This is a genomic window from Glaciecola sp. SC05, assembly GCF_041380235.1.
GTDB lineage: Bacteria > Pseudomonadota > Gammaproteobacteria > Enterobacterales > Alteromonadaceae > Glaciecola.
This window is the reverse complement of the sequence record NZ_JBGIYY010000016.1, coordinates 28,376-51,223: the sequence shown is the minus strand read 5'-3', so window position 1 is coordinate 51,223 and position 22,848 is coordinate 28,376. Positions and strand designations below refer to the sequence as shown.

General features: G+C 43.1%; 19 protein-coding genes. 12 read left to right on the top strand and 7 right to left on the bottom strand.

Annotated elements, in window-relative coordinates; genetic code table 11:
* Positions 1 to 3 precede the first annotated feature (3 nt).
* From AB9H30_RS14500 to AB9H30_RS14470, 7 genes are all read left to right on the top strand, one after another.
* Positions 4 to 3,825: a response regulator gene (locus AB9H30_RS14500; RefSeq protein WP_371195417.1), complete on the top strand. Its 3,822-nt coding sequence runs from the start codon at positions 4 to 6 to the stop codon at positions 3,823 to 3,825.
* Entirely contained in the window at positions 3,825 to 5,639 is a 1,815-nt protein-coding gene (locus AB9H30_RS14495; protein ID WP_371195416.1) for an EAL domain-containing protein, read from the top strand. The genes AB9H30_RS14500 and AB9H30_RS14495 overlap by 1 nt, the downstream gene beginning before the upstream one ends.
* Before the next feature lie 5 nt (positions 5,640 to 5,644).
* On the top strand, positions 5,645 to 6,706 hold the full coding sequence (gene dinB, locus AB9H30_RS14490) for a DNA polymerase IV (RefSeq protein ID WP_371195415.1): 1,062 nt from the start codon (positions 5,645 to 5,647) through the stop codon (positions 6,704 to 6,706).
* Positions 6,707 to 6,840: 134 nt separating this feature from the next.
* A complete protein-coding gene (locus tag AB9H30_RS14485) occupies positions 6,841 to 8,406 on the top strand; it encodes a leucyl aminopeptidase family protein (RefSeq protein WP_371195414.1) in 1,566 nt (521 codons plus the stop codon).
* Positions 8,407 to 8,569: 163 nt separating this feature from the next.
* Positions 8,570 to 8,794 (top strand): DUF1653 domain-containing protein, encoded by a 225-nt coding sequence (locus AB9H30_RS14480; RefSeq protein ID WP_371195413.1) that lies wholly within the window; start codon positions 8,570 to 8,572, stop codon positions 8,792 to 8,794.
* Positions 8,795 to 8,841: 47 nt separating this feature from the next.
* Entirely contained in the window at positions 8,842 to 9,690 is an 849-nt protein-coding gene (locus AB9H30_RS14475; protein ID WP_371195412.1) for an MBL fold metallo-hydrolase, read from the top strand.
* Entirely contained in the window at positions 9,666 to 10,184 is a 519-nt protein-coding gene (locus AB9H30_RS14470; RefSeq protein ID WP_371195411.1) for a GNAT family N-acetyltransferase, read from the top strand. Before AB9H30_RS14475 ends, AB9H30_RS14470 begins: the two co-directional genes overlap by 25 nt.
* A 54-nt stretch (positions 10,185 to 10,238) precedes the next feature.
* Here the strand turns inward: AB9H30_RS14470 and AB9H30_RS14465 are convergent, their stop codons facing one another.
* Positions 10,239 to 11,546 (bottom strand): amidohydrolase, encoded by a 1,308-nt coding sequence (locus tag AB9H30_RS14465; protein ID WP_371195410.1) that lies wholly within the window; start codon positions 11,544 to 11,546, stop codon positions 10,239 to 10,241.
* Positions 11,547 to 11,731: 185 nt separating this feature from the next.
* Between AB9H30_RS14465 and AB9H30_RS14460 the strand changes: the two genes are divergently transcribed.
* Positions 11,732 to 12,571 carry a dihydrodipicolinate synthase family protein gene (locus AB9H30_RS14460; protein ID WP_371195409.1) on the top strand — a complete coding sequence of 280 codons (840 nt, stop codon included), beginning with the start codon at positions 11,732 to 11,734 and terminating at the stop codon, positions 12,569 to 12,571.
* A 53-nt stretch (positions 12,572 to 12,624) separates the two neighbouring features.
* On the opposite strand, the gene AB9H30_RS14455 is transcribed toward AB9H30_RS14460, so the two are convergent.
* The gene (locus AB9H30_RS14455) at positions 12,625 to 13,479 is read right to left on the bottom strand and encodes a hypothetical protein (protein WP_371195408.1); all 855 of its coding nucleotides are present in this window, start codon (positions 13,477 to 13,479) and stop codon (positions 12,625 to 12,627) included.
* Positions 13,480 to 13,686: 207 nt separating this feature from the next.
* Here AB9H30_RS14455 and AB9H30_RS14450 point away from each other — a divergent pair, with 207 nt between their 5' ends.
* Positions 13,687 to 14,760 (top strand): hypothetical protein, encoded by a 1,074-nt coding sequence (locus AB9H30_RS14450; protein ID WP_371195407.1) that lies wholly within the window; start codon positions 13,687 to 13,689, stop codon positions 14,758 to 14,760.
* A gap of 211 nt (positions 14,761 to 14,971) precedes the next feature.
* Here AB9H30_RS14450 and AB9H30_RS14445 read toward each other — a convergent pair whose 3' ends face one another.
* Together AB9H30_RS14445 and AB9H30_RS14440 are read right to left on the bottom strand one after the other, a co-directional pair.
* The gene (locus AB9H30_RS14445; RefSeq protein ID WP_371195406.1) at positions 14,972 to 16,639 is read right to left on the bottom strand and encodes an amidohydrolase; all 1,668 of its coding nucleotides are present in this window, start codon (positions 16,637 to 16,639) and stop codon (positions 14,972 to 14,974) included.
* A gap of 24 nt (positions 16,640 to 16,663) precedes the next feature.
* Positions 16,664 to 17,665, bottom strand: a complete 1,002-nt coding sequence (locus AB9H30_RS14440) for a serine/threonine dehydratase (protein ID WP_371195405.1) — start codon at positions 17,663 to 17,665, stop codon at positions 16,664 to 16,666.
* 282 nt (positions 17,666 to 17,947) lie between these two features.
* Here AB9H30_RS14440 and AB9H30_RS14435 point away from each other — a divergent pair, with 282 nt between their 5' ends.
* From AB9H30_RS14435 to AB9H30_RS14425, 3 genes are all read left to right on the top strand, one after another.
* The gene (locus AB9H30_RS14435; protein WP_371195404.1) at positions 17,948 to 18,577 is read left to right on the top strand and encodes an NAD(P)H-binding protein; all 630 of its coding nucleotides are present in this window, start codon (positions 17,948 to 17,950) and stop codon (positions 18,575 to 18,577) included.
* Positions 18,578 to 18,664: 87 nt separating this feature from the next.
* The gene (locus AB9H30_RS14430; RefSeq protein WP_371195403.1) at positions 18,665 to 19,030 is read left to right on the top strand and encodes a hypothetical protein; all 366 of its coding nucleotides are present in this window, start codon (positions 18,665 to 18,667) and stop codon (positions 19,028 to 19,030) included.
* Positions 19,031 to 19,174: 144 nt separating this feature from the next.
* Positions 19,175 to 19,714: a YgjV family protein gene (locus tag AB9H30_RS14425; protein WP_371195402.1), complete on the top strand. Its 540-nt coding sequence runs from the start codon at positions 19,175 to 19,177 to the stop codon at positions 19,712 to 19,714.
* A gap of 81 nt (positions 19,715 to 19,795) precedes the next feature.
* Here the strand turns inward: AB9H30_RS14425 and AB9H30_RS14420 are convergent, their stop codons facing one another.
* From AB9H30_RS14420 to AB9H30_RS14410, 3 genes are all read right to left on the bottom strand, one after another.
* Positions 19,796 to 20,203 (bottom strand): ExbD/TolR family protein, encoded by a 408-nt coding sequence (locus AB9H30_RS14420; protein ID WP_371195401.1) that lies wholly within the window; start codon positions 20,201 to 20,203, stop codon positions 19,796 to 19,798.
* A gap of 151 nt (positions 20,204 to 20,354) precedes the next feature.
* The gene (gene fldB, locus AB9H30_RS14415; RefSeq protein WP_371195400.1) at positions 20,355 to 20,885 is read right to left on the bottom strand and encodes a flavodoxin FldB; all 531 of its coding nucleotides are present in this window, start codon (positions 20,883 to 20,885) and stop codon (positions 20,355 to 20,357) included.
* A gap of 24 nt (positions 20,886 to 20,909) precedes the next feature.
* Positions 20,910 to 22,829: an alkaline phosphatase family protein gene (locus tag AB9H30_RS14410; protein WP_371195399.1), complete on the bottom strand. Its 1,920-nt coding sequence runs from the start codon at positions 22,827 to 22,829 to the stop codon at positions 20,910 to 20,912.
* Between the last annotated feature and the right edge of the window lie 19 nt (positions 22,830 to 22,848).

The window sequence follows — 22,848 nt, the reverse complement described above, 5'->3', positions numbered from 1 at the left end:
ACAATGAACAAAAGGGCAAATTCGCCCCAGCATGGCCTTTTTATTAACAATGCGTTCTACAACGCGTTGTTCTTCGCTGCTATATTTATTGCCTTGTCATTTTTAGCCACATTTTACTCACTAAAAGAACTCAAACAATATGTGTTAAGTGATTTTGGCGATTCATTAGAAGTCGTATTAGAAACTAGTGAAAATGGTATTGTTCAGTGGGTTAACCGTCAGCAGAGCATGCTTGAACAAATTGCCGCTGGTCCATCAATTAGTCAACTTAATCAAAATATTATTGAACAACAGACTGCATCTGCAAATGGCGCCCCGTCCGAATTGATTTCAAGACTGGTCGATGAATTACGCTTATTACAGCGCATTAAAAATAATCAGGGTATTTTGTTATTTTCTAAAAGTGGGCAGGTTGTTGTGTCTACGGCGAGTGCAGAGATTACTCAAAATATAGATATTGTTGAATATCATCAAAACGTGTTTCAAAAAGCGCTAAGCGCACATTCTATTGTTCCGCCTATTTCCTTTAAGTTAGATAATGGCACGTCGCAAGCATTGCTTTTAATAACGGTGCCAGTGCGCAAAAATGGCGATACGATTGCCGTATTGGCAGGCTTGTACGATGCTGAAGATCAGCTATCAAAGGCAGCGTTTTTAGGACGAATAGGTGAAAGTGGTGAGACTTACTTGTTTGATGAGACGGGCACAATGGCGACTAATTCTCGCTTCAATGAAACCCTCGAAGATATTGGCCTCATCGGTCGAGGGCAGTCGGCTATAAGCAATGTGAAATTGTACGATCCTGGTATTAACCTGATGTATAACTCAAGTGCAGAGCGAGCCACCGATAGATTAACGCTGATGGCTCGATCGGCAATTGCTCGCCAGCACGACACAAATACACAAGGTTACCGCGATTACAGAGGTGTCTTAGTTATTGGCGCCTGGCGTTGGTCTGCAGAATTAAATATGGGTATTACCACTGAAATTGACATTCAAGAAGCATTAGCCAGTTACTATAGTGCTAGGTCAATCGTACTATGGCTTTTGCTTTTAAGTGTTTGTATTGCTATTGGCTTAGGCGCAATCCTGCTAATTATGATCAATACGGCAAAACGTAAATTAGAAAAAGCGGCTAACAGTTTAGAGCATGAGGTTGAAGAGCGGACTCAACAATTGAATCAAACCATGGTCGAACTCGCAAATGAGCAAGCTGTGCTACAAGGCTTATTTGATGCAATTCCAGATCCTATATTTTGCAAAGATGATGAGAAACGCTATATACGTGGCAACCATGCCTTTTTTAAGGTTTTTAATAAGGCTGCATCAGAGGTGATCGGTTTTACCGACGCTGAGATCACTCATAAAAAAGATATCCAATTTTTTGATAAAACCGATGATGAGGTGTTAACAAGCGGTAAGACTATCGTTATAGAGCGAGTGGCCAATCAAGAAACAGGCTCAACTCGCCTATATCAAACCAAAAAGTCTTCCTTACCATTGGCAAACGGAAAAGGTATGGGGATCATCGGCATTTCTCGCGATATTACAGAGCAACGAGAAAATGAAGCCGCGTTAATTCAAACATCAATAGATGCTCAGGCCGCAAATAAAGCGAAAAGCGAGTTTCTTGCCAGAATGTCGCATGAGATCCGCACACCGATGAATGGTGTCCTTGGGATGCTTGATTTAGTTATGAGTACCGCACTTACTGCAGATCAAATGAATAAGCTCAACGTGGCTAAAACTAGTGCAACTAGCCTGCTGACAATTATTAATGACATTCTCGATTTTTCTCGTGTTGAAGCCGGTAAGCTTGAAATCGAAGAAATCGACTTTAACCCTCAAGAACTGTTGGAAGACACTGCAAAAGCACTTGCGTTTAAAGGCGAAGAAAAGGGCATTGAAGTGTTGGTTGATGTTACCAAAGTCGAGCACTCTATGTTAATTGGCGACCCTTTGCGTCTTCGCCAAATTCTAACAAACTTGCTAAACAACGCCATTAAATTTACCGAAAGCGGTCACGTAGTGCTAAAGGCAAAAACAATAGACAAGCCGAATAATCGCGCTTTATTGTCTTGCAGCATTATCGACACTGGGATCGGCATACCAGCAGATAAAATAGACAAGCTGTTTGAATCATTCTCACAAGTTGACTCGTCAACTACACGTATTTATGGGGGGAGCGGTTTAGGCTTAGCAATAAGCAAACGATTGTGTGAGTTGATGGGAGGTACGATAAACGTTGAAAGCGTTCTGCACCAAGGTAGCAGGTTTAGTTTTGATATAGAGCTCACAAAAAGCATGGTAAGGCAGAAAAAACTCCCAGATTTAGACTTAAGCAATTGGCAAGTGTTGATTGTTGATGACAATCAAATAAATTTAGATATATTGACGAGTCAACTGCTGAATATGGGAATGCACTGTGAGGCTGCTATTAGTCCCGAATTAGCGATGCAAATTGTAGCTGAACGAAAAAGACAGTTTGATTTGGTGATCACCGATATGAATATGCCCAAGACCGATGGCTTAACGTTTACCAAAGACCTTCGTCAGTTACCGAATGCTCAACAATGTAAAATCTTGATGCTCAGCTCAATGACATTTAATGCGAGTAGCAAAGAGTTAGCGTCTATGGGCTTGGATGGGTATTTATTAAAACCGGTTTCCACTATTGATTTATTCAATACTATTAAATTGGTTGCGAGCACTGAGTCCTCTGTTCAGTCGCCTGCGGCAATCACTGAGAAAAGTTTATATGCCTTGCCCAGAGAAGCTTCTACTGTAAACCAAAAGTGGCCAGCATATCATCGCGTACTGGTGGTAGAAGACAATGCTGTGAATCGTCTAGTGGCGCAAGGTTTAATGCAAAAATACTCGCTTAGACATGATATCGCACTCGATGGTCAAGACGCGATTGAGCAACTTAAGCAGAGTGATATTGAGCAACCGTTTACGCTTATTCTGATGGACTGCCAAATGCCAGTATTAGACGGTTATGCAGCGACACAAAAAATTCGGTCTGGAGACGCCGGCTGGCGATATAAAGATATTCCTATTATTGCAATGACCGCCAATGCCTTGAAGGGTGATCGAGAAAAGTGCCTTGCGGTTGGGATGAATGACCACATAGCAAAGCCGGTAGACAGCGGCGAGCTTAAACAGGTGCTTCATTCAGGGTTTAATGCAAGTCCAGAACATTTAAGTCAACACACTATGCTGCAGTCGGACGCTAAGATTGAGCCGGTCAATGTGATTCTGCCCGATACTCCACTGCTGACGATGGATTGGACGAAACACCCTCCGAGCTTATCTACTCAAGTGGAGATGTATGTTAAAGGTCTTCAATTATATTGTTCACAACACCGCGGAAAAATTTTTGAATTGCCTCAGAGCCCTGACGATTCCGCTACGCTGCAAAGAGATTTACATACATTAAAAGGAAGTAGCGGCAATTTGGGCTTTATTGCTATGCATGGCTTGTGCACAGAGCTTGAAGCAATCACTCAAAGTGAAGGTTTAACTAGCACTCACATGAATACCTTACGCGAAATGATGCAAAACACACTCTTAGATGCCGAGGCCCTAATTGCTATCAATAAAAAAGCGCCTCAAAAGTCGCTAGATGCCAAACGTTCGTTGACCGAAATATGTGCTGAGGTTAAACGATTTACAATCAACAGTGAACTCGTGCCAACCTCACTCGTAAATGAATTAAAGATGATTGCAGACGATAATGCAAATAGTGGCCATATCAATGAATTAATTGTGGCATTGGAACATTATGACTATGAAAAATTCACGGCTATTTTGGGTCAAAACTAATGACAGATAATTTGCTACATTCACAAACGATTTTAACGGTAGATGATGATCCTACCAATATTAACGCTGTTGCTGGGTTTCTTCAGCCCCTTGGTGCAAAGCTGATGGTGGCTAATTCTGGTGCATCAGCGCTTGCTGCCCTCGAACGAAATATCCCTGATATTATTATCCTAGATATTAATATGCCAGAGCAATCAGGCATTGATGTATGCCGTATTATAAAGAAAGACCATCGATTTAAGCATATCCCAGTGTTATTTCTAACCGCTAGCGGCACTGATATTTCGGAAGCCTTTGATGCCGGGGGTGTCGATTATGTGAAGAAACCTGTTCGTTCAGAAGAGTTAATAGCCCGCTTAAGCACTCATATCCGAATCAGTCAATTAATGCAGTCACTTGATAAAGCTAATCTGCTGCTCGAAGGTGTAAATGAGAGCTTAGAAATAAAGGTGCGTGATCGCACCCTTGAACTGGTGACCGTAAATAAAAATTTAAGACTTGAAATAGATGAGCGCCGGCGTTTACAAGACCAGCTTACCTATCTTTCCAACTATGACTTTGTGACCCGAATGTTCAATCGAAACTCGATGGAACAAGAACTCAAATCAGTTATGGAAAATCAAGATGACAACAACACTAGATGGTTTTTATATTTTATCGATTTAGACCAGTTTAAAATCATCAACGATACCTGCGGGCACATCGCTGGGGATGAACTACTCAGGCAAATAGCCGAACTGATGCGTCATTCTTTAGATTTCACCTGTATCTGCTCGCGGATGGGTGGGGATGAGTTTGCAGTACTGTCACAGACTACAAGCCTTGATGCGGCGATTAAACGCGCGCATGAAATCAAAGACAACATCGAAAACCATAAGTTTGAGTGGAATGACGAAACCTTTAGACACACCATTAGCATGGCAGTGGTCGAGATTGATGAGGGTATCGATTCGGTATCGCATCTCTTAAGTATTGCCGAACGCACGTGTTTTGAGAGTAAACGTAAGGGTGGTGGTGAAATATCTATTTATAACTACTCAAAAGCCTATATCGATAAAACTCAGCAACAAATGAAGGTAATACCGCTTATTCATCAAGCGCTAGATGAAAATCAATTTGTTCTCTATTTCCAACATATTCACACCAATGGAACCCAAGATACTAAAAAAATTGAGATATTATTGCGTCTAAAAGATAAGAGTGGGAAGGTCAAACCGCCCGGTCACTTTATTCCCGTTGCTGAGCGCTTTCATCTGATCACTGAAATTGACAAATGGGTACTAAAAAACACCTTCATGGTGATGAAAGATTTACCTGACGATATTATTGTGTCCATCAATTTATCAGGCGAGTTTATTATTAAAAGCAATGCGGTGATGCTAATCCGCTCACTTATTGAAGAATATAAGGTATCGCCTGAACGCCTATGCTTTGAAATTACCGAGACTTCTGCCATTGCTAAAATAGAGGCTACCCATGATCTAATGTTAGAGCTTAGCAAGATTGGTTGCTTGTTTTCATTAGATGACTTTGGTACCGGTACATCTTCTTATGAATATCTCAAACAGCTTCCGGTAGATTTTGTAAAAATTGACGGCATGTTTGTTCGAGACATTGAAAACGATGAAATTAATCGCAAGATGGTTGAGTCGATAGCGGGTATCGCTAGAGCAAAGCAAATCAAAGTTATTGCTGAGTGTGTTGAAACTGACGCGGCACTTGAGATTATTAGGGGTATGGATGTGGACTATTATCAAGGCTATGTATCACACCGTCCTGAACCTTTGAGTAAGCTTAAGATTAACCTTGATTGAGCCGCATGCGTAAAATTGTTCATGTCGACATGGACGCATTTTATGTCTCGGTGGAGATTCGAGATAATCCTGAGCTTGCTAACTACCCTGTGGCGGTAGGCGGGAAAACTGCGAATAGAGGTGTACTGACCACCTGTAATTATATTGCACGCGAATATGGCGTTCGCAGCGCAATGCCTTCATCAATCGCTTTACGAAAATGTCCTAAGTTAATAATTGTGCCTGGTCGAATGCAGGTCTATCAGGAGGTCAGTCAACATATCCGCGAAATCTTTTCGCGTTATACCTCTTTGATCGAACCCCTTTCACTTGATGAAGCGTTTTTAGATGTAACAGACTGTGAGCTTTTTAAAGGCTCTGCGACCTTAATTGCACAAGATATCAGACAAACAATTGAAAAAGAGCTGAGGCTCACAGCCTCGGCCGGTATCGCCCCAATCAAATTTATTGCTAAAATTGCGTCTGATATGAATAAACCAAACGGTCAATATGTGGTCACTCCAGACCAAGTCGATGCATTTATTGAACAGTTGCCGCTCAATAAAATACCCGGTGTAGGGAAGGTGACGTTTGAGAAGCTACAGCAGTTAGGGCTTCTAAAAGGCGCAGATATAAAAGCTTTACCCGAGAGCGAGCTTGTCGAAAAATTTGGTAAGTTTGGCCGCTCTTTGTGGCAAAAGTGTCAAGGCAATGATCCGCGCATGGTAGAAACCTCGCGCATCAGAAAATCGGTAGGCGTAGAGCGTACGTTTAATGTCAATCAAGTGCAGGAGTCTGAATTAGCTGAGTATCTGACCGATAAATTGATTCCGGAAGTTATGCTCAGAGCACATAAATACATTCAGAGCAGAGGAATTGACAAAATAGGTGTGAAGGTAAAGTTTCATGATTTTCAGCAAACTACAAAAGAAGTAAAGCACGATAAAATAGACGCTGAGGTCCTGTTATCATTATTACACGATGCTTTGCTGCGCGGTGAGGGCAAAGAGGTCAGATTATTGGGCGTGCAAGTTGGTTTAAAAGATCCTAAAGAAGACGAAGCCCAGCTCGAGTTTGATTGGAAATAGCGATTTGTCTCTATGTAGCGCATCCGCATTAACAGTCGAGTTTTCTAAGATGTCAATTTAAGTACTGTGTACTACTATAAGGTGGACGCGACATTAACATGCGCGATAAGTAGCGCTCAATAAAGGGGATTAGTATGGCTTTTCCAACACTAAGGGTCTGCACAGACCTCAGTTCTTCATCTGGCGACCGTGACTTAACCGTCGTGGTAAGCCCTTCTCTGCAAGTATCTGTGTTTCCACAATTGTCTGAAGCATTGTTAGAATCTCAGCAATATGATCCAAGAGTAGGCACTAAAGCCTCTGTAGTCTCTTCTAAGTCCGTTCCAAGCGGCAGATGTTTGCATGTTCCAGTTGGTCAGCTTGATCGCGATTACGACGATGTCAGGCGCTTTTTTGATATTGGCAAAGTGATTGCGCAGCATTTACTTGAGCTTGATGCTATGCATCCACTGATAGTGTTAGATATACAAAATTGGCCTAAACATAAGAAAGCTGAATATACGCATGCGTTAGAGAATATTTATTTGGGTGTTTGCCAACAATTATGGCAGCCACTTGAAGCTCGCGAAGCGTTGATTGAAGACGAGATTGAACCGGTACAGAGTATCGCATTGTGGGGCTTAGATGCCCAAGCGACAAAGATGCTTAGCGCGATTGAGAGCGGTAAGCGATTAGCTCGAGATTTATGCGGTACAGAGCCAGAGCGCATGGCGCCAATCGGATTTGCTGATTATTGCAATAAGGCATTCAAAGGCACCCCCGTTTCCATAGATGTTGTAGATGATCCGCAATTTTTATTGAAAGAGTATCCGTGCATGCATGCCGTGGCGCGAGCATCCCTTGATGTTGAAAGACATCATCCACGTCTGATTCACCTGACATATCAAGGAGCCGGGCCTATTCAACAAACGCTATATTTAGCCGGTAAAGGGATTACTTTTGATACCGGCGGCGCTGATCTAAAAGTGAACGGACATATGGCCGGAATGAGCAGAGATAAAGGCGGAGCGGCGGCAGTAGCAGGCATTATGCGGGTACTAGCATTGTTGAAACCTGCAGGGATTAGAGTGGTTGCTAGTATTGCCGCGGTTCGTAACAGTATCGGAGCAGATGCTTATGTACCTGACGAAATTATTACTTCTCATGCTGGTGTTCGCGTAAGAATAGGAAATACTGATGCCGAAGGGCGAATGGTGCTTACTGATATACTCTCGCATATGCGAGAACAAGCCCAGCTCGATGAAAATCCACAGGTGTTTTCGTTCGCTACGCTAACAGGGCATGCCGCTATTGCGTTTGGTCCATATTCGGCTCTCGTCGAGAATCAGGCTGCGATTGATCAAAATGTGAGCAGCAATTTAATCGCCGCTGGTCACCTATGGTCGGATCCTTGTGAGCAGTCAAAGCTACGCAGAGAAGACTACAATTTTATTCAACCGCGAACAAAAGCCGACGACGTCCTATCTTCGAACAATGCACCCTCAGTGGGAACTGTAAGGGGCCATCAATTTCCTATGGCTTATTTGAGCATTGCTTCAGGCCTAGACAAACACGGAGCGCAACACGATAAACCTATTGCCTATACCCATGTTGATATTGCCGGTTCGGCAGTTGAAAACTTAGATTGGCAGCATGGCAAACCAACGGCTGCCGCGGTGGCGGCCTTTGCGGCCAGCTATATATTGCCAAGAGTGAAGTAACTTGACCAAAGCTGTGGGTGATTATTTTGTGCCAAGGCTGTTTTTATTGTACGTGGTGTTCTATGGTTATTAGCAGGTGATATCGCATAAGTATTAAATATTTATTGGCTCGTGGTCAGTGCAGTAGATGTTTGAGATGATAGTTAAAGGATAAATAATCAACATGCAGTTCAAAAAAGGCAAATATCAGCATTATAAAGGGCCCTACTATGAGGTGTTTGATGTCGTGTTTCACAGTGAAACTGAAGAGAAACTGGTGCTTTACAAGCCTCTTTACGATAATAACGACGGTGAACAGCACATGTGGGTTAGGCCCTATGATATGTTTTTTGAAGAAATTGAATATTTGAGCAAAAAAGTCATGCGATTTGCCTATGTAGGCGATTAAACAATGTTAGCTACAATAAGAAAAAGCAACTTACCTTAGGAATAATCATGAAGAAATTAGTATTGAGTAGCATGTTAGCTGCTCTGGCCTTTTCTAGCGCCGCCCAAAATCAATTTGACGATGTTGAAATTAGCACCACTCATGTTGGCGGCTCAGTACATATGTTAGTGGGTGCTGGTGGCAATATCGGCGTTTCTGCTGGAGATGATGGTGTGCTCATGATCGATGATCAATATGCACCATTGGCACAAAAAATCACCACGGCGATTACGGCCCTGAGCGATGCGCCCAAACGCTTTGTGATCAATACGCATTATCATGGCGACCACACTGGTTCAAACGCATTTTTTGCCGAAAACAAAGGGGTGACAATTTTTGCCCATGAAAATGTCAGAATACGCCTTGCGTCTGGTGACGATGTGAATCCTGCAATGCTGCCTGTTGTCACTTATCAAGACGGCGTTAAGTTTCATTTGAACAATGAAACTATCCACGTATTTCACCTAGCTGGCGGTCATACCGATGGCGACAGTGCGGTGTGGTTTGAGCAACCCGATGTCCTGCATACAGGCGACCTGTTTTTTAACAACATGTTTCCATATATTGACTTGGGCGCGGGCGGCAGCGTGAATGGCTATATTCAATCGGTTGAGACCCTGCTTGGCAAAATAGATGATGATACAAAGGTCATCCCTGGACACGGCGTGCTAGCAAATAAAGCAGATCTACAGCGCTTTGTTGATATGATCAAAGAAACCAATGCTTTTGTGCAATCTCAAAAAGCAGCAGGCTTGAGCGAGCAAGCGGTGTTAGATGCTGGCTTGCCTGAGAAATGGGATAGTTGGGCATGGCGCTTTATCACAGAGGAAAGATGGATAAAAACGCTGTACCAGTAAACTCGAAAACCCAAGGCTCTATGCGTTTAGAACCGAGTAAGGCGCATCATTATGTGCCTTTACTTTCATGGGTAAGACAAGCTGAAAACTTTGTGCATTGGGCGGGACCATCATTAAAGCCTGCCTCAAACCCCGCTGAGCTTGAGATATCGCTACACACCAACAACTATGAGTCATTTTCCCTCGTTAAGAATGTGCATCAGCAAGAGGAATTACTTGGCTTTGGGCAAATTCAAATTTGGTCAAAACGAGCTCATCTTGGGCGCTTAATAATTGCGCCGCAACATCGTAGAAAAGGCTTATCTTATATTTTGATTAATCGTTTGATGGAGCTGGCTTCACAGCAGCATGCGATTCAGTCAGTCTCTTTATTTGTTTACGATGAGAATGTAGGCGCGAAAACTAGCTATGAAAATCTAGGCTTTGTTCCTGCGCCGTATCCAAAGGGCATTGCTTATGTTCCTGACTGTACGTTTATGACATTAGATTACTAGTCATCTAATGTCATTCATAAAGTAAGGCGACGGCGCATCTACTGGCAGGGACTGCTAAAGTGCCGATAGCTTTGCATAATCCACTGCCCAATTGACGTAAAGCTCAGTGCCTGTTTTAAGCGCTTGTTCATCAGCATAGAAGAACGGTGAGTGATTGCTTGGCGCTGTCACAGGATCTTGCCCCTCAGGTGTGATCCCCAAAAATACAAACAGTCCGGGTACTTCTAATGCAAAGAAAGAAAAGTCCTCAGCGCCGGTAACCAGTGCATTGACGTGTACCTTGTCGTCTCCGGCCACACGTTTAATCGTTGGCAGCATTTTTTGGGTAAGTGCAATATCGTTAACGGTGACCGGATAGCCTTCGTCAATATGTACATGAGCCTGCGCCCCAGTTGCTTTAGCGGTCATTTCAGCAGTGGTTTTTAGCTTTTCAAATATTTGCGCGCGATTGTCCATGTCGAAATTACGGATGGTGCCTTCTAAATAGACTTCATCTGGAATGATGTTGTTGCGCACGCCGCCTTCGACAATCCCAAAGCTCACTACAGCGGGGGCTTTTGTAATATCAATTTGGCGACTCACAATGGTTTGCGTATTGCTTATAATTTGGCCCGCTGCAACAATCGGATCGACGCCTCCCCAAGGTCGTGAACCATGGGTTTGGGTGCCTTTTACCGTAATAGAGAATTGATCAGAAGATGCCATAAGTGGGCCTTCTCTGTAGCCGATGTGACCCACAGTGCCAGCAGACCAAACATGTATACCAAATACAGCTTCAGGCTGATGCTGGGTAAACAGGCCTTCTTTTAGCATGAGTTCAGCGCCGCCTTCTTCATCTCCGGGCGCGCCTTCTTCAGCGGGCTGAAAGATAAACACAATGGTGCCCTCGATGTCTGCTTTCATAGCGCTGAGCTTTTCAGCCGCTCCCATTAACATAGCCATGTGTAAATCGTGACCACAGGCATGCATGACCCCAACTTCTTTACCTCTATATTCAGAGACAGCTGTGGATTTAAACGGAACATCGGTTTGTTCGACCACAGGAAGTGCATCCATATCTGCGCGCAGGGCGACCGTTGGGCCGGGTTTTGCACCTCGCAATACGCCCACGACACCGGTATAAGCAATACCGGTTTGCACTTCTAAACCGAGTTCTTCTAAATGTGCGGCAATCACCTTAGCGGTGCGAAACTCACGATTACTCAATTCAGGATGTTGGTGCAGATCGCGACGCCACTCAATCACTTTTTGTTCTAATTCATGGGAAATAGTGACTGCTTGCTCAGTATCAGCGTGCGTAAACGAACTGCTTAGTAAAAGACTAGTGCTTAATATGCCAAAGGCGATAGCCGATAGTTTCATAAATATTCCCATAGCTTGTTAGATAGATATGGCCGTAGTATGCAGGCGAACCTTGTAAGGAACAAGACTCAATTTACATCTGTATGCACACTTGGCAAGATAATGGTAAAACTTCTGATGTCAGGGTATGGTAATGAAATACCGTTCAGTTTACTCTGCCCTCAAATGTTTATTTGGACATGTATATGATTTTTGAAGGACTAAGCGGTTTCCCAATTACCCCTTTAAAAAAGGGAAGAGTGGATGTCACGACATTACAAAAAATTCGCGATCATATTGATACAGCCGGATTAGATTCAATTGGCGTCTTGGGCAGCACCGGTAGCTTTGCTTATCTCAGTGAGTCTGAACGAACGCTCGTAATGGAATGCTGGAGCGAACTGTCTACACCTTGGATCGCCGGTATTAGCGCAACAACCACGCGCGAAGCCATCCGAAGTGCGAAAGCCGCTCATCAATATGGTGCTCAGGGTGTAATCGCTAATGCGTTTTCTTATGTACCCCTAAGTGCAAACGAGTTAACAGCCTACTTTTTAGAGGTTGCTGACAATAGCCCTCTGCCCTTGTGCGTATACGATAATCCGATGACCACTGGTCAAACCCTCAGCTATGAGCTATTGAAATCCCTTTCTGAGCATCCAAATGTGATGGGGGCAAAGGTATTTGCTCAGCTAAATAATGAAGAGCAACATGCCAAGCTTAGCGCATTAAATTGGCAAGCTGGTTATGCGGTAGATAAACTATGCTGTGAAGCAATGATCAATGGGGCCAGTGCATGGTATTCAACATTAGCTGGCACGGTGCCAGAGTTGTTAGTGCCTGTAATGACAGCGATTAAGCAGGGGGATGATAATCAAGCACGAAAACTGAACAAAATGCTGCAGCCCCTATATGAAATGATGGGGCAATATTCAGGCTACCGAGTCGTGCATGCGCTAGCGAATCTTCGTGGCTGGGCATGTGACTTGCCGTCGCCACTTTTGTTACCAGACATTCCCGAGTTAATGCAGTTTGTGCCTAAATAATCAATTAGCTTGCTTGTTCATAAACGCAATTCAAAGGCTTCAGCGCTAGATAGCTATTTTGGCCGATAGACGCTGGCAGCAGGTTCAAATGCTTTGGGCACAAGTTTTTTGAGTGTATCTTTGTAATGCACTGCCAACTTTTTGAAACCCGCAGAGCTTGGGTGAATTTCGTTTGCCCACTCGCTTTTTGTGAGGGTCTCCACTCGCAAATCAATATAGTGAAAGTTTTCATATTGTTCACTGAGCGACAGCAGCATACGATTAAATAGATCCATGATGTAGTTGATAACATCGGCTTGTTGTTCAGGGGGAACACCTTTTTTATCTAGTGTTGGCTTTACCCATGGACCGGTCAATTTGAAGCCTAAAATCTCAAAGCCTTCGTCACTTGGAATGATCCCCGTATAGCCGTGCACCACAATTGGACATGCACGTTGATGCTCTGCAACTAATTCAATTAACGCAATGTATTTATTTTTGAGCTCTTGTACACGGGCTTCGGTAGCGGCTTTAATCACGCGATTATGCGGGCCTACACCAGAGCTATCGTCGCTAATATAGTTTTCAAGGTTTTTGGCTACGACGTCGTTGCCTCCACCCGAGTAAAGCATCAATTCAAATTGGTTTTCTTTTAATGCTTTAGTAATTAACTTCTTTTGTCGACCGTCCATCATATCGTCAACCAGTTCATCACCTGCTTTTTCAAAATGTCGAATGTTGAATGAGCCAAGCTCCGCAATTTGATCGTTTAGGTCTTTACCAAAGGGATAACCAAACCAGGAGTCACCCTCGCTGAGCACTGAAGGTGCGTTTGGAAAATCTCGAAGGTCTTCTAAAAATCGGATTGAATAGAGTGATGAGCGATAACGAAGATTGCGGCCGCGACGTCTGCTTCTAGTGTTTCTCATAGCAATTTCCTTCTGGCAATTAGGCTTTTACCATAACAGCTTATAGTCCGCTGTCAATTTGTACAGACCAGTGCATCGATGCTAAAGATGAATTGATTGTCCTGCCAGCAATAAGCCAATAGGGCGTGGCTAGTTTCGATATGCCCTAGTGTGTATAATTTTAACTCGGTCACTTAAATAATATATCAAGGCTCATTGTAGGGAATTATGGAAAACGACAAGGACGTATTGGCTCGAGTAAACGCTAAACTAGAACAACAAAATGCCTTAAAGGGTGCATTAGCCTTATCGATTTGGTCCATTCCGATGTTGATCGCTTGGTACTATTTATTTCATAACTATGGCCAAACTGCGCCGATGTTATTGTTAGTAAGCGGCATCTTTGTCGGACTAGCACTTCGCTTTCACGGCAAGGGCTATGTTCGACTGTTTGCTTATGTTGCGGTTATTGCACACTTTTTGATCGTTGCTTCAGCTTACATATTAGGTCTTATTCTTGCCCCAGGTGAGCAGGCGTGGGCGGTGCTGCTGGTAGGCTTGTACGTCGCGGGTGCATGGATGTCAGCTTATTTAGGCAGGATTCAAATTCCATTTGAAGAAGACCGTGCATTTTTTCAACTTACTGAAATGCTTGTTCATGGGAGCAGCACGCAACTGCGAAATCGCTGGTTTGTTTCGCTTCCCGTTTTGTTTATCTGTATGAGCGTGTTGCTTTGGATAACATTGGCTAACTTATATACTTTTGAACAAATGCGCAGTCATTATGAACGAGCTGAAGCGTCTGAGGTCGCCAGTAGTGACTTTAACGATAAAGCGATAGATGTCTCAAAATTAAATTTAGATACCTTATCAACCGAAGACGCGCTGCTAAATGTATATGCGTATCACAAAGGATTGCTCTACAACTCACGTGGATACATGGTGAGCTACTATCCCCGCTCAGAATATAAAGCTATGACAATCTTAAAGTATCTTGTTGAGTATCGTAACGATGCCAGAGCTAAATTTATTTTGGGAATACTAAGCTATTCTTCAGATGGTTTGCAGCTAATACAGGCTGCGTCAAATGAGGGAGACAAGTTTGCAAGAGTCCATATGGCCGGACAATTTGGATGTTCACAACCCGATATTGCCGAAGATTTGCTATCACGCCTATATAAGACCGCAGAAGATAGTGTTCTGCTAAGTGAGATTGATGAACTTCGTGATGAAGGATTTGAATATGTTTGCCGCAGCGAGTATCAACCGCCTTTTTTAGTGCGATATGTGACTTCATTTTAGCTAAGGTTTACAAGTCTAGAGCGCGGCACTTTTGCGAGTATTTATCGCCGCTGATAGTGCAAATTTTTGTAAATGGCGAGATAAGGTACAAATCAACAGACTCAAGTCATTTTTTTAAATATCTGAGGTGTTTGCTCTCGGCGGCCCCATAATTACATCCATCCGTGATTATGAAATGCTCGAAAAAATTGACGTTGTACCATCGCCTTGATTAAAACACTCTTTTGCCATTCACCCAAGTTTGCAGTACTTGCGTGTCGCGTATTTGCGAAGCTTCAATGGTAAAAATGTCGCGATCAACGACAATAAAGTCGGCCTTTTTACCCACTTCCAAACTGCCAATCATATCCTCTTGAAAACCCGAATAAGCGGCGTCTAAGGTAAAGCCTTTAAATGCTTGCTCTCGAGTCACTGACTCTTCGCTTATCCAACCACTTTCAGGCTGTTGATTAGCGTCTTGGCGAGTAATGGCTGCGTGCAAACCATGAAAAGGGTTGGCTAACTCAACTGGAAAATCACTGCCAAAGGCAATAGGCGAGCCTTGCTTTAAAAATGTTTGCCATGCATAGGCACCTTTTAAGCGAGCTTTGCCGATGCGGTCTTCAGCCATATTCATATCGCTGGTGGCATGAGTAGGCTGCATTGAAGGAATGATGGCATATTCTTTGAACAGAGGAATGTCTTCAGGGGCAACAATTTGTGCATGTTCGACGCGATGGCGCTGAGTATTTTGGGGGAAATTTTTAAATGTTTTGGCAAATTGCTGTAACGCTAAGCGATTCGCTCTATCACCAATGGCATGAAAATTAAGCTGAAAATTAGCGCCGATAATCGTGTTGAATAACATCGGTAGGCTTTCTTCTGGCGTAACTAATAGGCCGCTGTTATGCGGGTCGTCTGAATAGGGAGCAAGCAGTGCTGCACCTCGGCTTCCTAAGGCGCCATCACCATAAGCTTTTACGCTTCTGATAGACAAAAAGCCCTGCTCGTCAGCATAATGTCCCTGTTTGAGCATGCCTTCAATGTTTGGATCGGTGGCCGACAACATGGCGTATATTCTAAATTTTAGTGCGTTGTTATTAGCTTGTTCTACAAATAAGTTTTTGACTTGTTCGCTGATGCCAGCATCATGCGCACTGGTTATGCCCAGTGATAGTAAATGCGCACTAGCAAGGTTTAGACGATCCGCTAGGTCTTCATTTGTCGTTTCTGGAATCATTTTTCCCACTAAATAACTAGCGTTGTCGATTAGAAGGCCGGTGGGTTGGCCATTTGCATCTTTTACAATCTCACCGCCAGAGGGAGAAGGGGTGTTAGCGTTTATGCCGGCTATTTCCAATGCCTTACTGTTGACCCAATCAGCATGACCGTCTACGCGACTCAACATTACTGGGGTGTTAGGAAATTCCTTATCTAAACTGGCTTTACTTGGAAATTGTTTATTCGTCCAAAGTACTTGGTTCCAGCCACGGCCAATGATCCAGCCATTTCCTTTAGTGGTCTTTGCACTGACATAGGCTTTAATGCGTTCGACTGCTTCTTGTTCGCTGCTTGTGCCGCGCAGGTCGACCTGAATTAGGTTGTCGCCTAGCCCTAATATATGACCATGGGCATCAATAATGCCCGGCAACATGACAGCTTGCTGCATATCGGTTGCTGTTAAAGGTTCAGGCTTGCTAAGTTCGTTGCCGATTGCCTTGATTGTATCGTCGACCACATGCAATTGTGAGAACTGCACCAGCTCCCCTTCAGCATTTAATGTATAGCCGTTCACGTTGGTGAAAAAGTGCTCGTTTGCTATAACAGTAAACGAAACCAGCATCGCTAAAATCGATGCCAAACACATTTTCTGTGCGATTGTTTTTATTATTATGTTCATTTTTGCTCCTTGTTTTGACTGGTGCTATATGTGCTTTGCTAAATGCAGGCTGGGTATGTTTGAAAGTCTATCTTGATGCCATATTTTTTGCATGCTCAATTGGCTGATATTACCACCTGATGCCAGAACCATGACTCGTTTTTTGGTTGTTTGTGTTGATAGCCAATTGACAACTGCCTGCATAGTCATGGCGCAGGTGGGCTCGATATGCAGTTTTAACAAATGGTGAAGCCACTGCGTCCAGTAGATGATATCGAGCTCATCCACCTCATAAAAGGCGTCAATCGTTTTTAGCACCTCAAAGGTGTGCTCACCAATACTTGGCGTGGCGGCACCGTCGGCCAATGTAATAGGAGCGTGCTCCAGAGTGACTATTCTGCCCTCTCTGAGTGAGCGCGCCGCGTCATTCGCTGCTAAAGGTTCTGCGCCAACAACTTGAATGTGTTTGTTGATTGCTTTTGCGGCAATAATTGTACCGCTTAATAAACCACCACCACCGCATGGCGCTGCGATCATATCGATGTCTTCGGTTTGCTTGAGCGCTTCAAAACTGGCGGTACCTTGTCCAGCAATGATATAGGGATGATTAAACGGAGGGATCCACACGGTATCAGGCTGTTGGCCAGCAATAGCCACTTCTGCGTCTGCTTCTAGGCGCGTATCAAAGCGTTTTAGAGTAGCTCCATAGCTTTCAGTCGCAGCGGCTTTTATAGCAGATATGTTTTGAGCGCTGTAAATAGTGACCGGAATATTAAACAAGGCACCTGCATAAGCAACCGCTTGAGCGTGATTACCAGATGAATTGGCGACGATATGTTTAGGTAAGATGTCTTGTTTTTTTAACTGGGCTAAAAAATGCGTGGCGCCTCTGAGCTTAAATGCACCGGTTGTTTGTAAACACTCGGCTTTAAAGAATATTTCGTGGCCGAGCCATTTATTTAGCAGCGATGATTGTACAATCGGGGTGCGCTTAATATAAGGAGCTATTAACTCCTGCGCTTTTTTAATGTCAGTAAACGTTACCATAAATTTTTGTACCTTTAGCATCAAACTAATAGACAGGCCCTATGAACCTCAAAGTGTACATGAGCATTTTGATCGGGCTATCTACTCAATTAGCTTGGAAAATTGTCAATGACTTGAACTGGAGTATGGGACAAATATATATATTTGTCAGATATTTTAAGTGCTTTTAGTGAACGCTTAAGATTACAAAAAAATAAGCTAAATACTGCGAATGTTCTGTGCATAGTGGATGGATTGTTGCTATGTTTGCTTTTGAATGAGACTAACATATTTGAACTGTTGATGACCAAGAAATATACCGCTACTGTGCTAGGTGCTACCGGATTAGTTGGCAGGGCACTCGTTAACCAACTTTGCCAAGACGATCGCTATGAAAAAATCACTTGCTTAGTCAGAGCGCCGCTCACACAAGCACATTATTTTGATCCAATGAAAAAAATGGAGCCTTTGGTGATCGACTTTGATTATTTACAAGACTACCAAGGTTACTTCACGGTTGACCACGTTTATTGTTGCTTAGGTACCACGCTTAAGCAGGCCGGTAGTAAAAAAGCTTTTCGTCGTGTTGATTTTGAATTTGTGCATGTAGCAGCGCAATTGGCAAGGGCCCAGCGCGCTGGCAGTTTTGTTTGGATTTCGTCAATTAATGCCAATGCTAAAAGCAACAGTTTTTATTTGCGGGTCAAGGGCGAATTAGAAAACGCCATTTTAACGATGCCACAGCTCAAGAACGCTGCCGCAGTAAGACCACCGCTGCTTGATGGGCAGCGAGCCGATTATCGTGTAGGGGAATCTTTTGCACTTAGAGCACTTTCCTTACTTGGACCGCTGATGCTTGGACCACTTGCTAAATATCGGCCGGTTAGGCCCCAACAAGTTGCTCTGCAAATGATAAAACTTCAGGTATTTTAAACAAATTACGTTTTTGGCTAAAGTAATCAGGGGTTTTGGTGGATATATACTAAGGTAATAAAAAATCGTCCATGAGGAGTCATATTGATGAGCAGCGCAATTCCAGTTTCTACCAAAACATTGTTTGACCGCATAAGAGTGGAAAAATTTTGGTGGGATGGTGTGCAGGTCAATATTCCTTTTCACTGTGTATATGCTGTGATTCCTAATCCAGTAGCCGACCATCATGCTCAGATTAACGGGTTAAGTGTGCCTATTTTGAATTTAGGCAACTATCAAATCCCGATCTGGGACCCGATGCACAAAGAGCTTACCAGCATGCCAAAGTTTGCCGTGGTGCTGACACATCAAGATGATGATAAATTCGGACTCTATGCGTATCCAGCAGATTGCATGGATGAGCCTTACACTATTTCATACGATGAATGGTTTGCGCGACAAAAAACAAGCTAAACTAACTGTAAGCCATTTGACTTAATATCAATAAAATACACTGCTATTCCCTTTCTAATTAGCCTTTTTTCGTGTTTACACTGGTAATCTGAAGTTAAAAACGCATAATACGCGTCCCTTTTTAACGCCATCAGCGAGGCTTCTTTGGAAAATCAGCTTATCATTGCTGAAATCTTTGGCGCGATTGCCGTCGTTTTTAATTTTATCGGCTATCGTCAGCAAGATATCAATCGCTACCGCTTAATCTCTGCAATAGCTTTGGCTGCCGTGAGCACCCATTTCTTTATGCTGGGCGCATTGGCCGCTGGCATTGGCACGGCTTTAGCCTGTGTGCGAAATTTGATTGCCATGTATTACCGTGGCAACGCCATACTGGCTATGTTTGTTGTACTGAACATTGCATTTTTTACGTATGAGTGGGGGGTATTAGACAGTCCTTGGATTATTATCATTGCATATTCGTCCTCAATGATATTTACCGTAGGATCTATTGTGTTCAATGATGCGGCACAGGTGCGTCGATGGTTTATATTTGCTGAAGCTTTAGGTTTAGTTTATGCGGTCATGGTCGGCAGCATATTTGGCACAATTTTTAATATTACTAATTTGTGCAGTATTTTTTATATTTTGTTTAGAGATAGAAAGCAAAAAAAAGCGACCACAAGCGATAAACATCAAGATTAATCACTAAGGGTAATAAATCTTTAAACGGTATCAATAAAAAAGCCAGCTAAATGCTGACTTTTTATATGTTTAATTGTTGTGTCAGTCTTTTTTGACTAATACCGAAACATTCACAATGCCGGCTAGTTTCACTTGGTCCATTACTTCAACCACAATTCCGTGCTCAGTATTTTCATGTGCCTGAATCGCCGCTGTTTCAGTCGCGTTCTCAGCAAGGTATGTTTGGGTGTTTGCAACTACTCTGCGTATATCAACAATACGACCAGCCATCATGATCTGACCGGTATCATCTATGCGAATAGATAGCGCTTTACTGGGCTGATTCGTTGGCGGCTGATTATCTTTAGGACGGTTAGCCGATAAACCTTTCTCAGATGAAAAGGTAGTCGTTACAATAAAAAATATCAGCATGATAAACACGATATCAAGCATGGGGGTCATGTCGATCTGGGCGTCATCATCTGCCGAGGTATGCTTTTTTCTTTTCATTTTATGACAGCTCTCTTTAAATTTCTTATCGCTATAGTATATCTATTCAAATAAAAATGAATAGGGGCTAAGGTAAATTTCATTAACATTTTTATAAAAATACTTGGTAACTGCCAGAAAAGCTAGCGTTACATGTATCTAAATTTTAGTTTTATAAGCCTTCTTGCACAATTTGTTGTACCCATTGCTCAATTCTATCGTCGCTTAAATCAAACTGATTCTCATCATCTAGACTCAGTCCAACAAAGTATTCGCCGTCTTCCGTCACGCCTTTTGACGCGTTATATTCATATCCGGTAGTTGGCCAATAACCAACTATGTCACAGCCTAATATAATGATTTCGTCGTGCAGCATGCCTAAGGCATCTTGAAACCAATCCGCATAGCCGAGCTGATCGCCCAGCCCAAACAATGCAATGGTTTTACCGGCAAGATGAAGGGCTGAAATATCGTCCCATGTTGACTCCCAGTCTTCTTGCAGCTCACCAAAGTCCCAGGTAGAAATTCCGTAAATAATAAAATCATATTCGGCAGATTTATCAAGGGGAGTATCTTTAATGTCAAACAAATCGATAGTCTGTCCGGTTATACGCTGCATTGCTGCTTGGATCTTTTCGCCAGCCATCTCGGTGTAGCAAGTCGTTGAACCATAAAAAATCCCAATGCGTTTTGTGTCTATCATAAGCTCTTTCATTCAATCTTTAAGTTAGGGTCTGGTGGGTTTGAACACCACTTGTCTGCCGTCAGCACAAATTACCTTACAGGCAGTTTCTTTGCCGTTTTCATCCAACTGCAGCAGGCCAAAACTACAAGCGTTCACGACATCTCTTTCACTTCCTTCAGGATGGCGTTGTTTAACTGACATATTGCGGCGTTTAGTCAGCCAATTCAGAGGCGAACGGTGACCATATAGCCAACGGTTAAACCTTTCGAACCACGTGAGCAGTTTGTCTGGAAACTGATTGTGCATTCCCGAGCAGGTAAACTGCAATATTTTAGGACTATTACCTTTGAACCTGAGCGTAACGTCATAAACAAAAGAGTAGTGTACGTCCCCCGACAAGATTATAAAGTTAGGGGGTGTTTTTAGATGCCTGAATATATTTAGCATCACATTGGCAGTTCCTCGGTGGGCCATCCAGTTTTCTGCATCGACAATTAAGGCTCCACCAAAACTCGTGAAGATCCGCTGGATAGTTTCGATGAATTTTACCCCATACACAGGTGCAGCAGACACCATGATCACAGAATCTTTGCCAATGATATTCTGCTGCAGTTCGCATAAGGCTTCCCAATCCATTAGTCCAGATGGTTTATTTTTATTCGACTCACTTCGCCAGCGTTGGGTGCGCGTATCGAGAACTTGCACTGGTGGTGATGTATCAAGTCGATAATGCCAATGGCTGAAAGCAAACAGCTCTTCGATGAATTTGTCATGAACAAAGGTATCGTTTTGTAATGTTTGTTTAAGGCTGTCGAGCAACGGTCGAACATAAGCAATTGGATTGCCGATACCTTGGCATAACAAATAGGCAGTTAGGGCATTGCCAATGATGCGTTTAGAAAATGCATTCCCATAGACTTGCTCTTCCCAGCCGCGTGTTAAGTTCCAATCATCGGTAACATCATGGTCGTCAAAAATCATATAAGTTGGAATGCGAGAAAATACCCGTTCTACTTTGCCAAGCCCTGATGCAAATTGAAGGGTTTTTTCTTTTTCAGATTCATATTGATCAACATACTCAGAGGGAAGGTTGTTTTTTTCTAGGCTCAGATAGGGCCATAGACGGCCAGACCACGACAACAAGTAAAGGGCGAGCATCTCATTTAAAGCAATTAAATGATTTTGAGCATTCGCTGATGTGAATACCGGTTTACGCTTCCCTTTGAAAAACGCTTTGGTGAGGTCTTCGTTAGCGTCAACCTCCGGAAATAGCTTTTCCCGTTGGTAGTATGAGTATTCGTGCTCGAACAACTCTGAAGAGTTTGCGACGACACTGCTTTCGAAAGACTCGCTATTTAAACCCAGTAAGTCTACTACTTGATGAATGGCGTGCAACATTGGCCCGGCAACATCGTCGATATAAACTTGGTCACCTGTGAGTAACAGCAAATCAGGGCATTGCATGCTTGCTTCATTATTTTCGCTCACGCTTTGTAAGATATAATTATCAAGCTCGGGTAGCGCGTCAGCGCCTGCAAAATGCGCTTTGCGACAGCTTCCATGTGCAACGTTAGTTAGCGTTGTCGCAAAATAGAATGGTATATATGCGTCGTTATCGTTAAATAGTTGCGGCAATAGTTGTTTTAGCGTGTTTGATGAGCTTTGATCGGATTCTAATTCGCAGTCGTATTCGAAGTCTAAAGTATATGCATAGCGCTTATTGCCTGCTATTTTATCTTTGGGAATGACTCTTAAAAGATGAATATAACAGTGCTTCCCCACACAAAATTGTATATGCTCTGTTTTGTCGGTATTAATCGCTATAAGTTGCTGTTCTTGGTCAATTAATGTTGCCGTAATAGCCATAGCGCGAGAGCTTACCAGCCACAATGTGACCACGGTGCTGTCTACGTGTCGCAGCATTGGGCCGGCGATAATCGCTGGAAGCTGTTTTTTCGACATTTTTATCATTACACTATTA